Annotated in this window: 11 protein-coding genes; 1 reads left to right on the plus strand and 10 read right to left on the minus strand. The window is 59.6% G+C overall.

Translation table 11 applies throughout. The annotated features are described in order from the left end of the window. Positions 1 to 46 precede the first annotated feature (46 nt). Positions 47 to 403 (plus strand): BON domain-containing protein, encoded by a 357-nt coding sequence (locus K5E40_RS28415; RefSeq protein WP_221733565.1) that lies wholly within the window; start codon positions 47 to 49, stop codon positions 401 to 403. A gap of 179 nt (positions 404 to 582) precedes the next feature. On the opposite strand, the gene K5E40_RS28420 is transcribed toward K5E40_RS28415, so the two are convergent. From K5E40_RS28420 to K5E40_RS28465, 10 genes are all read right to left on the minus strand, one after another. Next, on the minus strand, positions 583 to 879 hold the full coding sequence (locus K5E40_RS28420; RefSeq protein WP_221733566.1) for a DUF2845 domain-containing protein: 297 nt from the start codon (positions 877 to 879) through the stop codon (positions 583 to 585). After that, positions 879 to 3,830 carry a DUF748 domain-containing protein gene (locus K5E40_RS28425; protein ID WP_221733567.1) on the minus strand — a complete coding sequence of 984 codons (2,952 nt, stop codon included), beginning with the start codon at positions 3,828 to 3,830 and terminating at the stop codon, positions 879 to 881. Before K5E40_RS28425 ends, K5E40_RS28420 begins: the two co-directional genes overlap by 1 nt. A 94-nt stretch (positions 3,831 to 3,924) precedes the next feature. Further along, positions 3,925 to 4,941 (minus strand): class I SAM-dependent rRNA methyltransferase, encoded by a 1,017-nt coding sequence (locus tag K5E40_RS28430; RefSeq protein ID WP_221733568.1) that lies wholly within the window; start codon positions 4,939 to 4,941, stop codon positions 3,925 to 3,927. A gap of 95 nt (positions 4,942 to 5,036) precedes the next feature. Beyond that, positions 5,037 to 5,906 (minus strand): oxygenase MpaB family protein, encoded by an 870-nt coding sequence (locus K5E40_RS28435; RefSeq protein WP_221733569.1) that lies wholly within the window; start codon positions 5,904 to 5,906, stop codon positions 5,037 to 5,039. Positions 5,907 to 5,957: 51 nt separating this feature from the next. After that, on the minus strand, positions 5,958 to 7,895 hold the full coding sequence (gene acs / locus K5E40_RS28440) for an acetate--CoA ligase (RefSeq protein WP_221733570.1): 1,938 nt from the start codon (positions 7,893 to 7,895) through the stop codon (positions 5,958 to 5,960). Between the two features lie 151 nt (positions 7,896 to 8,046). Then, the gene (gene pgi / locus K5E40_RS28445) at positions 8,047 to 9,711 is read right to left on the minus strand and encodes a glucose-6-phosphate isomerase (RefSeq protein ID WP_221733571.1); all 1,665 of its coding nucleotides are present in this window, start codon (positions 9,709 to 9,711) and stop codon (positions 8,047 to 8,049) included. A 344-nt stretch (positions 9,712 to 10,055) separates the two neighbouring features. Further along, positions 10,056 to 10,916, minus strand: coding sequence for a pantoate--beta-alanine ligase (panC, locus tag K5E40_RS28450; protein WP_221733572.1), 861 nt, complete (start codon positions 10,914 to 10,916; stop codon positions 10,056 to 10,058). Further along, positions 10,913 to 11,713, minus strand: coding sequence for a 3-methyl-2-oxobutanoate hydroxymethyltransferase (panB, locus tag K5E40_RS28455; RefSeq protein ID WP_221733573.1), 801 nt, complete (start codon positions 11,711 to 11,713; stop codon positions 10,913 to 10,915). Before panB ends, panC begins: the two co-directional genes overlap by 4 nt. Positions 11,714 to 12,112: 399 nt before the next feature. Next, positions 12,113 to 12,598 (minus strand): 2-amino-4-hydroxy-6-hydroxymethyldihydropteridine diphosphokinase, encoded by a 486-nt coding sequence (folK, locus tag K5E40_RS28460; protein ID WP_221733574.1) that lies wholly within the window; start codon positions 12,596 to 12,598, stop codon positions 12,113 to 12,115. 2 nt (positions 12,599 to 12,600) lie between these two features. Further along, positions 12,601 to 14,001, minus strand: a complete 1,401-nt coding sequence (locus K5E40_RS28465) for a polynucleotide adenylyltransferase PcnB (protein WP_221733575.1) — start codon at positions 13,999 to 14,001, stop codon at positions 12,601 to 12,603. Between the last annotated feature and the right edge of the window lie 375 nt (positions 14,002 to 14,376).

Consider the following 14,376-nt stretch of genomic DNA (forward strand, 5'->3'; position numbering starts at 1 on the left):
TGACAAGACATCCAGCAGACTTTCCAGAAAAACAGGAGTTACTCGTATGAAGAAGTTCGCTATCACTGCCGCTGCTGCTACCGCGCTGACCCTGACCATGTCTTTCGGTGCATTCGCACAATCCACCCAGGCTACTCAGGCACCCATGACGCTGGCTGCCGGTGAAATGACCAAGGCTAAAGAAGCTACTTCCGACACTTGGATCACTACCAAAGTGAAAAGCGATTTGGTGACCGAAAAAGGCATCCCAGGCACCGACATCAAAGTTGAAACCAACAAAGGCGTCGTTTCCCTGTCCTCCACTGTTGCAGTGACCGATGCTCAAAAAGAAATGGCTGTGAGCATCACCAAGAAAATCAAAGGCGTTAAAGCGGTGTCCGCTGACGGCCTGAAAGCCGAGTAAGGCAATGGCTTCTCGCCTGGACCGGGAGAAGGCGCGACAGACGGGCCGAGCCATACGTCTGTCGCCACTTTAGAGTTCATGCGACTGGTCACATGGATGTGACCATTACAGGCCCCGACACTTGTGTCGGGGCCTGTTCTATTTCAGGGTGCCAGAAAAAAACTGCGGGGGGCTGTGGATTAATTCCCGCGGTTGCTGTTGATCTGGCGCAGGCGGTTGCCCTCAAAGTGCAGGTATTGGTACATGCCGTTGTTCGGGCCGTAAGTCCATTCCTCGATCTGAAACTCTTCTCGGCCATCGGCGCTGCGCTTGTAGCCCAACAGGTCACGACTGACCGGCTCACCGCACTTCTGAAGCACTTCGCTTGCGCGGTCACCGACGCTGACCAGTTGGCTGCCGCAGCGCAGCGTATCGGACGCCCAAGTGTTTCCGGCAATGAGTGTCAGGGCCATCGCGGCCAGCCATTGTCGCTTCATCACTCAGCATCCAGGTGCATTTGCGTGACCACTCGACCGTCGCTTTCAGCCTCGCCAAGGTTGGCGTCGATGAAGTACACGCGGTCGTCCGCCAACTGGCCCTTGTCCACCAGATAATCCTTGATGCTGCTGGCGCGATCCTGGCCCAACTGGCGCAGCAGCACGTCGCTGCCGCTCCAGAAGTTGATCACGCCCTCGCGCATTTTCGCGGTGCGCTCTTCCTTGCCCAGATCCTTCCATTGAGCCGGTGGCTGGGTTTTCAGACGGGTGCGGTAGATGCCTTCAAGCAGCGGACCTTTCTCGCCATCGGGGACGTTGATCAAGGACGCCTGAGCCGGGACTTTGTCGCCGCGACGCTGGAGCATCTTGTAGTAGTTGTACTGGTATTCACGCTCCAGACGCTGTTCGGCCAGCAATGGGCCATCGCTGCTTTTCGCGGCAGTGCCTTCGATTTCCAAGCGCAGGGCCGGGCGCTCTTTGAGTGCCTGGGACAACTTGACCAGCGCCGCTTCGGCGTCCTTGTTCAGCTCGCTGGAACCGGGGGCAAAGGACACGGTGCCGAGGTCTTGCGAACCACCACCGCTGACCAGCCCGCCAATCAGTTTGAACGGCGCAGCGGCGGCTTTGACGACCAGGTTGCGCAGGGTCTGCCAGACAATCGGCATCACGCTGAACTGCGGGTTGTTCAAGTCGCCCGTTACCGGCAATTCAATGGAGATCTTGCCGTCGACGTCCTTGAGCAAGGCAATCGCCAGTTTCAGCGGCAGGCTAACGGCGTCCGGACTGTCGACTTTCTCGCCTAGCTGCAACTGTTCGACCACCACTTTGTTCTCGGCTTTCAACTGGCCTTTGGTGATCATGTAATGCAGGTCGAGATTGAGGCGGCCCTTGCGGATGCGGTAACCGGCGAACTTGCCGGAGTAGGGCGTCAGCGTGGTCAGTTCGACCCGTTTGAAACTGGTGGCGATGTCGAGGCTGGCCATCGGATCGAATGGGTTGACCGCGCCCTTGATGGTCACTGGCGCATAGCGGTCGACCTTGCCCTTGATGTCGACGCTGGCTGGTTTCGCCTCACGACTGTCGATGGTGCCGATCTGGCCGTTGAGTTGCTGGACGGCGGTGGCGAAGTTCGGGGTCAGGCTGAAGTCGGCGAAGTTGGCCGAGCCGTCATTGATGGCGATGCCGCCGATGTGAATACCCAGCGGTTTGTCTTTGCTGGCCGGTTTGGCTGCTGCGGTTTTGGCGCCACTGTCGGCAGGCTGCGGGATCAGCAAGTCATCGATGTTGGTGGTGCGGTCATCGTTGATCATGAACCGCACATACGGTTGGAGCAGATTGACCTTGTCGATCGACAAGCTGTCGCCGTGCTGATAGTTCAGGCCCTCGACCACTACTTGCTGCCACTTGAGGAAATCGCGGGTTTTCAGGGTGTCCAGGGTGTGCAGTTGATCGATCTGGGCGCGCCCCGTGACGCTGAGTGCCAAAGGCTCGGTGCTCTTGAGGTTGACCTTCAAGTCACTGCCGAGCATGCCGCTACGCAGTTCCAGGCGAATGAACGGGTTGATGTAGGACTGCGCGACACGCAGGTCGATGTCCCGGGTTTTCACGTTGAGCTGGGCAGTAACCGGGGCGAGGTTGACCACGCCGTCGGCCATGACCTTGCCTTGCTTGCCCAGTCCGGTGTCGAGTTTGACCTTGAAGGGTGAGCCGTTGAGGCTGTCGAAATCCTGCAGATCCGCGTTCAGGGGGCCGACATCCAGCGCCACGGGCGGATTGGCCGAGCGGTCAGCCAGGTGCACTTGATAGTTGCGCAATTGCACGTCTTTGAGCAGCACTTGCCACGGCTTGCTCGGTGCGGTGGACTCGGGTTTCGGCGAGTCGGCGGCGGCCGGGGTAGCCTTGGGTTCGGCGGCGGCTTGGGCGGCAGGTTTCGACGGTTGACTGGCAAACAGTTTCTGCCAGTCCAGTTGGCCGTCGGCTTCAAGGGCTGCCCAGGTTTCGAGTTTCTGGCTGCGGATCTTGCCGACCACGACCTGCTGTTTGGCCAGATCGACCGTGGTTTCGCTGACATCGAGGCGTTCGAGTTTCGCCAGCGGGCGTCCGTCCGGCGCTTTGATCGCGAATGGCGCAATGCTCACCGCGACATTGTTGAGCAGCAATTCGGTTTCTTTCGACAGATTGAGTTTGTAGTCGGTACTGAGGCTGACCACGCCGTTTTCCAGCACCAACGGCACCGCGTCTCGCACATAGGGCCAGAAGGATTTCATCTGGCCATCGGTGACTTTCAATGTGCCTTCGGAGGTGAATGGAATCAGGCTGAGGTTGCCTTTCCAGTCGATTTGCCCACCGGCCGGGCCAGCGGCCACCAGCGTCATGTCGGCGTTGTCTTCGGGAAGGGTGCTGAGGTTTTTCAGTTCGAAGTCGAGTTTGTCGTAGAGGAATTCGATGGGCTCGCTGGGCCGCGCGTCTTCAAAGTGGACATAGCCGTCGGCCAGCTTGATCCGTTCTATGCGCAACGGAAACGGCTTGGCATCTGGATCTGCCGGGGTCGGTTCGCTGGCGGGAATGTTGAATAACCCAAGCAGATTGAGCTTGCCGTCCTTGGCGAAGAGGATTTCGGTCTTGGGCTTGTCGAGTTCGATGTCGGACAGGTGCAGCGCTTTTGTCCACAGGCTGTCGAGTTGCAGGTTGGCATACAGGCGCTCGAAGCCGACTTGTTCCTTGCCCGGTTCGCCGATGCCCAACCCCCACAGGGTGACCTCAAGGCTGAACGGATTGAGTTCGATGCGCTGAATATGCGCAGGCACCGTCGCGTAGTTGGCCAGTTGCTGATTGGCCACGCGCAGGGCGATGCCCGGCAAAATCAGAAACCCCAGCAGGCTGTAGAGGGCCAGGGCGGTCAACAAGGCGCCAATCGCGCGAATCAATCCTTTGTGCATGTGCGGCTTCATCTGTCTGAATCGGAGTGCCTTGGAGTATGGCACGCGATTCTGGTTCCGAAGTGCTCACACCTTGCAGCAAGTGTCTGAAAGTTGTGAGTGAGGCTCAGAGCTGCAGGATCAGGGTTTTCAATGGTGGCTGTTGATCCTGCGACGGAAAGTCCCGGCCCGGGGTCATCACGCTCCATTCGCGCACCGGGCGTCCGGCCTTTTCGGCGCAGCGCAAAACCTGTTCGCGCCAGTCATCCATGCTGACTTTTGCCAGGTTGTTGCAGCAGATCAGCACGCCGTTGTCGGCGGTAGTCAGCAGGGCCGGTTTGAGCAGGCTTTGGTAGTCGCGCAGCAGGTCGACGGTGCCGAACGCGCTCTTGGCCCAGGCCGGTGGATCGAGCAGCACCAGATCGTATTGGCGCTGTTCGAGGCGCTGATAGCTGGGCAGTTTCTGCCCTCGGCGCTGACTGATTGGCAGGCCAGCGAGTTGACGGATCGCCGGGAAGTAATCGGACTGGATGAATTGCATCGTCGGCAATGTCGGGTTGAGCAGGCCGTTTTCGCGACCGACCGCCAGATTGCCTTCGGCGAAGTCCAGATTGCATACCTCACTCGCGCCACCGGCAGCGGCACTGAGGCCAACGCCACAGGTGTAGGCAAACAGGTTGAGTACGGATTTGCCTTTGGCGTGATCCTTGACCCAGCCGCGGGTGTTGCGCAGGTCGAGGAACAGCAGCGGATCCTGTCCGGCGTGACGTCCGCGAACGCGATAGTTCAGGCCCCATTCATGACCGACCAGATCGATCAGCGCAGCGTCATCGGCGCGGTAGACGTGATCTTCGCGGTCGATACGCGAGTTGCCACGGGAGCGGTCGTTGTAGACCAGCAGCGTCTCAAGGCCGAGGGTTTGATTGACCATGGCGTGCAGTTGCAGCAGATCGTCACGCTCCAGCGTCTGGTGGAAGCTTTGCACCAGCAATTGTGGGCCGTAGCGGTCGATGGTCAGGCCGCCGGCGCCTTCCTGGCTGCCGTGGAACAGGCGATAGCAATCGGTGCCCTGGCTGTGCAACTCAGCGAGCAAGTCCTGGCGTTGATCGAGGGCGGCGCGCAGCGCCTGATTCAAGGAAGACATGCGGGCGCCTTGCTGGAGGGGATTGGGGCGCGGGAGTTTAGCAGTTACTGGGGGGAAGCTACGAGCTACGAGCTTGCAGCTTACTGCTCTGAGCGTCAGCTCAGCCCCATCCGCCGCTTGGCCCGTTGTACAGAACCATTGCGCATCGCCCAGCGCAGCATCGGCGCGCTGCGCTTGACGCTGGCGCGGATCAGTTGCCGTTGCAGCGTGTTCTGCCGGACATTGAGCATGTCGCTGGCCCAGTCCGGCAGCAGGTCGATACCGGCCTTCATCATCAGATCGCCAAACGGGCGGGCCAGAGCGCTCGGCGCTGGCGCTTCAAGCAGCAGGCGCAGGACTTCACGGCTGCGTTCATCACACAACAACTGCGGGCGCATGCGTTGCAGGTAGTGGGCCACAGCTGCTCGCGATTTCGGTACATCCCGGGCGCCAAGGCGTTCAGCAATCACCGCGATTTCGGCGTAATAACGGTCCTGATCCGCCAGCGACAATTGCGGATTGCGGTAACGCACATGCGCGGCAAGGAAGTTGCTGACTTCTGCCACATGCACCCACGTCAGCAGATCGGGATCGCTGGCCGCGTAAGGCCGGCCATCTGGCGCGGTACCGACCACTTGCAGGTGAATGGTGCGCACTTTCTCGATCAACCAGTCGGCGTCCCGGCGCGAACCGAAGGTCGTGCCGGAAACGAATTGACTGGTGCGGCGCAACCTTCCGAGCATGTCTTCACGAAAGTTCGAGTGATCCCACACTCCGGCCAGTGCCAGCGGATGCAGTGCTTGCAGTAACAACGCGCTGATGCCACCGATCAGCATGCTGCTGAAGTCGCCGTGCACCTGCCAACTGATTGAGTCGGGACCGAACAGGCCGGGATCGCCCTTGGGGTTTTCCAGATCGAGCTGACCGAGAGACAGACCGGTCAGGCTCATGAGTTGGTTTTCGATACGGCGGCGGATGAATTCCATGACCACTCATTAGTGAAGGGCGGGCGCGCTCGGTTGACCGCGCCCGGGATGTTACTGGTTGAGGCGCTTGTCGATCAGGCCTTGCACTACGCTCGGGTCGGCCAGGGTCGAGGTGTCACCGAGGCTGTCGAGTTCGTTGCAAGCGATCTTGCGCAGGATTCGTCGCATGATCTTGCCTGAGCGGGTTTTCGGCAAGGCCGGCGCCCACTGGATCAGGTCCGGTTTGGCGAAGCTGCCGATTTCCTTGCTGACGTGGGCCAGCAGTTCTTTCTTCAGGTCATCAGTCGGCTCGGTGCCGTTCATTGGCGTGACGAAGGCGTAGATACCCTGACCTTTGACGTCGTGGGGATACCCGACCACCGCGGCTTCGGCGATGCTGTCGTGCAACACCAGCGCACTTTCCACTTCGGCGGTGCCGATGCGGTGGCCGGAAACGTTGATCACGTCGTCGATACGCCCGGTGATCCAGTAATCGCCATCCTCGTCGCGACGGGCGCCGTCGCCGGTGAAGTAGTAGCCGGGGTAGGGTTTGAAATAAGTGTCGACCATCCGTTGCGGGTCGCCGTAGACGCTGCGGATCTGCGCCGGCCAGCTCGATTTGATGGCAAGCACGCCACTGCCGGCGCCTTTGATTTCCTTGCCGTGCTCATTGAGCAGCACCGGTTGTACGCCGAACATGGGTTGCGAGGCGCAGCCGGGTTTGATTCGTTGTGCGCTGACCAACGGGCTGAGCATGATGCCGCCGGTTTCGGTCTGCCACCAGGTGTCGACGATGGGGCAGCGCTGTTCGCCGACCACATTGAAATACCATTCCCACGCTTCCGGGTTGATTGGCTCACCGACGCTGCCGAGTAATCTGAGGCTCTGGCGAGAAGTGTCCTTCAACGGTTCGGCACCCTCGCGCATCAACGCACGCAGGGCGGTGGGGGCGGTGTAGAAGATGTTGACTTTGTGCTTATCGATCACCTGCCAGAAGCGCGAACTGTTCGGATAGCTCGGCACGCCTTCGAACATCAACGTCGTTGCGCCGTTGGCCAGCGGGCCGTAGACGATGTAGCTGTGACCGGTCACCCAGCCGACGTCGGCGGTACACCAGAACACTTCGCCGTCGCGGTAATCGAGCACGTACTTGAAGGTCATCGCCGCTTGCAGCAGGTAGCCGCCGGTGGTGTGCAGCACGCCTTTGGGTTTGCCGGTGCTGCCGGAGGTGTAGAGGATGAACAGCGGATCCTCGGCGTCCATCGCCTGCGGCGGACAATCGTCGCTGACCTCGCGCACGGCCTGGTGATACCAGAGATCGCGGCCTTCGACCCAATCGACTTTGCCCTGAGTGCGCTCGACCACGACGACGGTGCTGACGTCGGGGCAACTTTGCAGGGCTTTGTCGACGTTGTTTTTCAGGGGGACGAACTTGCCGCCGCGCACGCCTTCATCGGCGGTGATCACCGTGCGGCAATCAGCATCGAGGATGCGGTCACGCAGGGAGTCCGGGGAGAAGCCGCCAAACACCACCGAATGAATCGCACCGATCCGCGCGCAGGCGAGCATGGCGTACGCGGCTTCGGGGATCATCGGCATGTAAATGCACACCCGATCGCCTTTCTTGACGCCACGGCTTTTCAACACGTTGGCCAGTCGGCAGACATGGTGATGGAGCTTTTTGTAGGTGATTTGCGCCGATTCGGCGGGGTCATCGCCTTCCCAGAGCAGGGCTGTCTGATCGCCGCGTTGTTCGAGATGGCGGTCGATGCAGTTGTAACTGACGTTCAGTTGGCCGCCGCTAAACCAGGAGGCTTCGCCTGTTTTCAGGTCATAACGCTGAACGGTCTGCCACGGCGTGCTCCATTCGAGGAACCGCGTGGCCTGTTCGGCCCAGAAGGCGCTGGGGTGTTCAATGGATTCGCGGTACAGGCGTCGGTAGTCGTCCTGACTCAACTGCGCAGCCCGGCGGACGGCATCGGCTTTGGGGAACGTGCTGATATCGAACATGACGGTTCCTTATTCTTGTTGTGCGAAGAATAAAGATGCGCCGAGCGGTCAACAGGTTCAAGCCAGATTCGGAATCTGATTTTGAATGCACCGGAAACAACTGTGGGAGGGGGCTTGCCCCCTCCCACAGGGTTACAGCGGTGCGTTCAAATCAACCGCGGTGACGACCGCGGAAGTAGTTGATCAGGCCTTGGGTGGATGGATCGTCAGCGGCGGTTTCATCGCTGCCGACCAGACGGTTGTAAACGCCTTTGCCCAGTTCTTTGCCCAACTCCACACCCCACTGGTCGAAGGCGTTGATGCCCCAGACCACGCTTTGCACGAACACTTTGTGTTCATACATCGCCACCAGAGCGCCGAGGCGACGAGGGCTGATGCGTTCAACCACAAGCGTGTTGCTTGGACGGTTACCCGGGATCACCTTGTGCGGTGCGAGTTTGTGCACCTCTTGCTCGCTCATGCCTTTGTCGCGCAGTTCAGCTTCGGCTTCCGGCAAGGTTTTGCCGAGCATCAGCGCCTGACTCTGCGACAGGCAGTTGGCGTACAGCCACTGATGGTGGTCGGCGACCGGGTTGAAGCTGACGATCGGCACGATGAAGTCGGCCGGGATCAGTTGGGTGCCTTGGTGCAGCAACTGGTGGTAAGCGTGCTGACCGTTGCAGCCGACGCCACCCCAGATCACCGGGCCCGTGTCAGTCGACACCGGGGTGCCGTCCTGACGAACGCTCTTGCCGTTGGATTCCATGTCCAATTGCTGCAAGTGCTTGGTGATGTTACGCAGGTAGTGATCGTACGGCAGGATCGCGTGGCTTTGCGCGCCCCAGAAGTTGCCGTACCACACGCCGAGCAGGGCCAGCAATACCGGCATGTTCTGTTCGAACGGTGCGGTCTGGAAGTGCTGGTCCATGGTGTAGGCACCGGACAGCAGTTCCTTGAAGTTGGACATGCCGATGGCCAGGGCGATCGGCAAACCGATGGCCGACCACAGCGAGTAACGGCCGCCGACCCAGTCCCACATCGGGAAGATATTTTCTTCACGGATACCGAACGCCACGGCTGCCGCATTGTTGCTCGATACGGCAATGAAGTGACGATACAACTCGGCTTCCGAACCACCCTGAGCCAGGTACCAGGCGCGTGCGGCCTGAGCGTTCTTGAGGGTTTCGAGGGTGTTGAACGATTTCGACGAAACGATGAACAGCGTGGTTTCGGCGCGCAGCTTTTGCGTCAGTTCGTGGAACTCACTGCCGTCGATGTTCGCCAGATAGTGGCAACGCACGCCTTTCTGCGCGTACGACAGCAAGGCTTCGGAGACCAGCTCAGGGCCGAGGAACGAGCCACCGATGCCGATGTTCACCACGTCGGTGATTGGCTTCTCGGTGTAACCGCGCCACAGACCGTCGTGGATGCGGCCGACCAGATCGGTGATCTGGTTCAGTACCTTGTGAACTTCGGGCATCACGTTGACGCCATTGACCGACAACTTGTCGCCCACCGGGCGGCGCAGGGCAGTGTGCAACGCCGGGCGGCCTTCGGATGAGTTCACCATTTCGCCGTCGAACAGCGCTTTGATCGCGCCCTTCAGATCGACTTCATTGGCCAGATTCACCAACAGATTGCGGGTCTGGGCGTTGATCAAATTCTTTGAATAGTCGAGAAACAGTCCGCAGCTGCTGAGGGTGAACTGATTGAAGCGCTGCGGATCGGCGTTGAAGGCTTCGCGCATGCTGAAATCCTGCATGGCTTGGCGGTGATCTTTCAACGCTTGCCAGGCAGGCAGAGCGGTAACGTCGTGAGGAGTGCGGTAGTACGCCATCGCTGCGGTTTTCCTTTTTACTTGAACGGCCTTTTGAACACTGATCAGGCCATAACGCCTTGGTGGGCGCAGGCCAACTGCGTCAACACGGTTTTTGGACACAGGGCGAATACAGTAAACCTCGCGCTGCGTTCTGTCTTGACTTTGTCTGACCCATTCCCTGTACTTTTTTAACATTGATACCGGGAATGAGGCGACAAACGGAGAGTAGTGAGGCCGAATTGGGCACACACGACTGTGGGAGCGAGCTTGCTCGCGAAGGCGTCATGCCAGTCGACATCTTGGTCATCTGACAGATTGCATTCGCGAGCAGGCTCGCTCCCACAGGTTGTATTGCAGTGTTTTCAGGTCGGGCTATCGAGATTCAGGTGCAGGTTGTCGATCAACCGTGTGGTGCCAAGGAACGCCGCCACCAGAATCACCAGATCGCGGTCTTCAGCCGACGCTGGGCGTAAGGTCAGCGCATGGCGAATGTCCAGGTAATCCGGGCGCAGGCCAGCGGCTTCCAATTGTTGCAATTGAGCAGTGATCAACGCCGGGAAGTCGCGATTACCTTGTTTGATCGACTCGGCAATCGTGCTCAGGATGCGATAGACCACTGGCGCTACGGCACGTTGTTCTTCGCTGAGGAAACCGTTGCGCGAGGACAGCGCCAAGCCATCGGCGGCGCGAACCGTCGGCTCGCCGATGATCTGGATCGGCATGTTCAAGTCATGCACCAGTGCGCGTATTACCGCCAGTTGCTGGTAATCCTTCTGGCCAAAAATCGCCAGATCCGGCTGGACCATGTTGAACAACTTGCTGACCACCGTGGCCACGCCTTCGAAGTGCCCCGGACGGCTGGCGCCGCACAGGCCTTCGGAAAGTTGCGGCACGCTGACCCGGGTCTGCCCGGCCATGCCGTCGGGGTACATTTCTTCGACGGTCGGAGCGAAGAGCAGATCGCAACCGGCTTCCAGCAGTTGTTCCTGATCCGCAGCGAGGGTGCGCGGGTACTTGTCGAGGTCTTCGCCGGCGCCGAACTGCAGCGGGTTGACGAAAATGCTCGCGACCACGAAATCGACCCGTTGCGTGGCTTTGGTGATCAGTGCGACGTGGCCGCTGTGCAGGTTGCCCATGGTCGGCACGAAGCCGATGCGCTTGCCTTCACTGCGGGCGCGGGCTACGGCGGCGCGCAGTTCGCGTACGGTTTTTACGGTGTTCATGCAGAGAATCCGTGTTCGATACCAGGAAACGTGGTGGCTTTGACTTCGCTGACGTAAGCCTTCAAGGCCGACTGGATGCTGTCCTGACCGTTCATGAAGTTCTTGACGAATTTCGGCACGCGGCCGGTGATCGACAGGCCGAGCATGTCGTGCAGCACCAGAACCTGGCCGTCGGTGGCGTTACCGGCGCCGATACCAATGACTGGAATCTTCACGGCCTGGCTGATTTCTGCAGCCAGTTCACTCGGCACGCATTCAAGCAGCAGCATCGCCGCACCCGCCTGTTCCAGCGAGATCGCGTCGGCACGCATCTGCCGCGCCTGGTTCTCGTTACGGCCCTGCACTTTATAGCCACCGAGAATGTTCACGGCTTGCGGGGTCAGGCCCATGTGGGCGCAGACCGGCACACCACGTTCGGCCAGCAGGCGGATCGACTCCGCCAGCCACAGCGCACCTTCAACCTTGACCATGTGCGCACCGGCCTGCATCAGCAGGGCGCTGTTGGTCATGGTTTGTTCGAGAGTCGCGTTGGCCATGAAGGGCAAGTCGGCCAGGATCAGGGCATCGGTGTTGCCGCGTTTGACGCAGGCGGTGTGGTAGGCCATTTCCGCAGTGGTCACTGGCAATGTGCTGTCGTGACCTTGCAGGACCATACCGAGGGAGTCGCCCACCAGCAGCACTTCGACACCGGCCTCGTTGCAGGCGTGGGCGAAGGTCGCGTCATAGCAGGTCAGCATGGTGATCTTTTCACCTTTTTGCTTGAGGCTCTGGAGCGTGGTCAGGGTGATGGCTGGCATGTAAAAAATCCTCGTTCAGGCGCTATGGAAACTACTGCGAGTAACGCGCGTGATTCTTCATTTACTCAGGCGCACGGTCTTTTGTCGTGCTTATAAGGCCTGGATGGCGCCCGTATGTGCCGGGTTGGCGGCAGCGGGACGCCTATAGTCGTGATGAGCCAACAGGAAGTCAATTGCGTGTGTTACCGCGTTGTTACGAGGGGAGTGTTACCGGCGTTACTGATCCGATTCAGCGGCGTGGTGGGGCTGACTCGAGGCTTTATTGTCCGACAAAAACCGAATGAGGAATCGGCAATGTGCGAGTCGGCTTGCTCGCGAAGGCGTCGTGTTCGTCAGCATTTGAGTCAACTGATACAGCGCTTTCGCGAGCAAGCCCGCTCCCACAAGGGGGAATTGATTTTAAGTTTTGGAGAGGCGTTCCAGGCCGACGAACGGGCACGCGGCCAGCAGGTCGGAGAGAATGCGGCCATCGGCCAACCGCAGATCTTGCGGGGCCAGTTCTGCGAGTGGATACAGGACGAACGCTCTTTCCTGAATCTGGTAATGCGGGACTTTCAGCCGTGGTTCGTCGATCAACCGATCACCGAACAGCAGAATATCCAGATCCAGTGTACGCGGACCCCAACGTTCCAGGCGTTCGCGGCCTTGATCGTTTTCAATCGCTTGCAGCGAATCGAGCAGATCCAGCGGCGCAAGATCGCTGTCGAGCGCCGCCACGGCGTTGGTGTAGCGCGGTTGGCCCGGCAGCAATGAGTCGCTTTGATAGAAGGCGGAAACACCGGCGACCATGGTGTGCGGCAATTGCCCCAGCGCCCCGACGGCGCTGCGCAATTGTTCGGCCGGGTCAGCGAGGTTGCTGCCCATGCCGATGTAGATCCGTTCCATGTTTATTCGCCTGTTGTGCTCGGTGCACCGGCACGTTTGCGCTTGGAACCGCCGCTGCGACGACGTTTGCGCGGCGCGCCGCTGGCGTCATCACCTTTGCCACTGAGATCGCGGATCATGTCACGACGCTCGCTGTCGTTGGCGTCCTGATAGTCCGTCCACCATTCGCCCAGGCCATCCGTCTGCTCGCCCGCGCTTTCACGCAGCAGCAGGAAGTCGTAACCGGCGCGGAAACGTGCATTGTCCAGCAACAGATCGGCACGTTTGCCGCTGCGACGTGGCAGGCGTTCCTGCATGTCCCAGATCTCGCGGATCGGCATGGTGAAGCGTTTCGGAATCGCGATGCGCTGGCACTGCTCGGCGATCAGCTCGTGCGCCGCTTCCTGCATCGCCGGGATCGGCGGCATGCCACGCTCTTGCAGACGCAGCACACGGGCCGGCAGGGCAGGCCAGAGCATTGCGGCAAACAGGAACGCCGGGGTCACCGGTTTGTTCTGCTTGATGCGCAAGTCGGTGTTTGTCAGCGCTTCGCTGATCAGCGTGTGGGTGTAATCCGGGTTGTGATCCAGTGCGTCGGCGCTGGCCGGGAACAGCGGGGCGAACAGTTGCAGATCGACCAGCATTTCGAAGGTGATCGCGCCGTGGCCGGAGAGGAACAGCTTGAGCACTTCTTCAAACAAGCGTGCCGAAGGGATCTCGCGCAACATCGGCGCCAGTTCGCGGATTGGCTGAACCGTGTGTTTCTCGATGCCGAAATTGAGCTTGGCCGCGAAACGCACGGCCCGCAGCATGCGCACCGGGTCTTCCTGGTAACGCTGCTTTGGATCGCCGATCAGGCGGATCAGGTGATTGCGGATGTCGTGCACGCCGTTGGCGTAGTCGAGGATGCGCTCGCTGACCGGATCGTAATACAGGGCGTTGATGGTGAAGTCGCGGCGTTGCGCGTCTTCTTCCAGGGTGCCGTAGACGTTGTCGCGCAGAATCCGCCCGCTTTCGTTACGCGAAGACTGATTGCTGTCTTCATCGTCTTCATTTATCGGGTGGTTGGCGCGGAAGGTCGCGACTTCGATGATTTCGCGACCGAAATGAATATGCACCAGTTTGAAGCGACGACCGATGATCCGCGCATTGCGGAATTCGGCGCGCACTTGCTCGGGCGTGGCGCTGGTGGCGACGTCGAAATCCTTGGGCGTAATGCCCAAAAGCATGTCACGCACGCAGCCACCGACCAGATAGGCCTGGTAACCGGCGCCCTGCAAGCGTTCGACGATATTGACCGCATAGCGGCTGAATTGCGTTTTCTGCAGCGAATGTTGGCCGCTGTTAAGCACTTCAGGGGTGCTGCGGATGTGTTGCGTACGACGCACGGGAGTTCGGAATGACTGGAACAACTTCTTCAGCATGGGATGCACTGTTTGAAGGAATGTTCGGCCATACCAAAGAATGACCGCATGATGGGCGCAGATTCTAGCATTTAGTCGGGGGATGGTGTAGGACACGGCAGATTTGAGCTGTAAGCCGCAAGCTGCAAGGGTCGAGGAGGGCAAAACAGCAGGATTTCCCGGATGGGAGAAACTACAAGGGGAGCCGAAGCTCCCCAAGAAGTAGTTGCGTGCTCTTTTTATTATTGATTCGGGCTTCTTGTTTTTGTTGAGTGCCCTCGTCACGAAGCTTTTGCTTCGTGACCCTCCCAATCGGGAGCCAAGAGCAAACGGATTGCTTTGGTCGCTGAATTGCAGTGATCTCTCGATCCAACCAGTACAGGCTCTGTCTTAGGA

Source organism: Pseudomonas baetica (assembly GCF_019733355.1).
Taxonomy (GTDB): Bacteria; Pseudomonadota; Gammaproteobacteria; order Pseudomonadales; family Pseudomonadaceae; genus Aquipseudomonas; species Aquipseudomonas baetica_A.

Coding starts and splice junctions, on each gene's coding strand:
- panB (WP_221733573.1), bottom strand. CDS start 11,713: ATGCCAGCCATCACCCTGACCACGCTCCAGAGCCTCAAGCAAAAAGGT.
- K5E40_RS28435 (WP_221733569.1), bottom strand. CDS start 5,906: ATGGAATTCATCCGCCGCCGTATCGAAAACCAACTCATGAGCCTGACC.
- pgi (WP_221733571.1), bottom strand. CDS start 9,711: ATGGCGTACTACCGCACTCCTCACGACGTTACCGCTCTGCCTGCCTGG.
- K5E40_RS28425 (WP_221733567.1), bottom strand. CDS start 3,830: ATGAAGCCGCACATGCACAAAGGATTGATTCGCGCGATTGGCGCCTTG.
- K5E40_RS28420 (WP_221733566.1), bottom strand. CDS start 879: ATGAAGCGACAATGGCTGGCCGCGATGGCCCTGACACTCATTGCCGGA.
- K5E40_RS28415 (WP_221733565.1), top strand. CDS start 47: ATGAAGAAGTTCGCTATCACTGCCGCTGCTGCTACCGCGCTGACCCTG.
- acs (WP_221733570.1), bottom strand. CDS start 7,895: ATGTTCGATATCAGCACGTTCCCCAAAGCCGATGCCGTCCGCCGGGCT.
- folK (WP_221733574.1), bottom strand. CDS start 12,598: ATGGAACGGATCTACATCGGCATGGGCAGCAACCTCGCTGACCCGGCC.
- K5E40_RS28465 (WP_221733575.1), bottom strand. CDS start 14,001: ATGCTGAAGAAGTTGTTCCAGTCATTCCGAACTCCCGTGCGTCGTACG.
- panC (WP_221733572.1), bottom strand. CDS start 10,916: ATGAACACCGTAAAAACCGTACGCGAACTGCGCGCCGCCGTAGCCCGC.
- K5E40_RS28430 (WP_221733568.1), bottom strand. CDS start 4,941: ATGTCTTCCTTGAATCAGGCGCTGCGCGCCGCCCTCGATCAACGCCAG.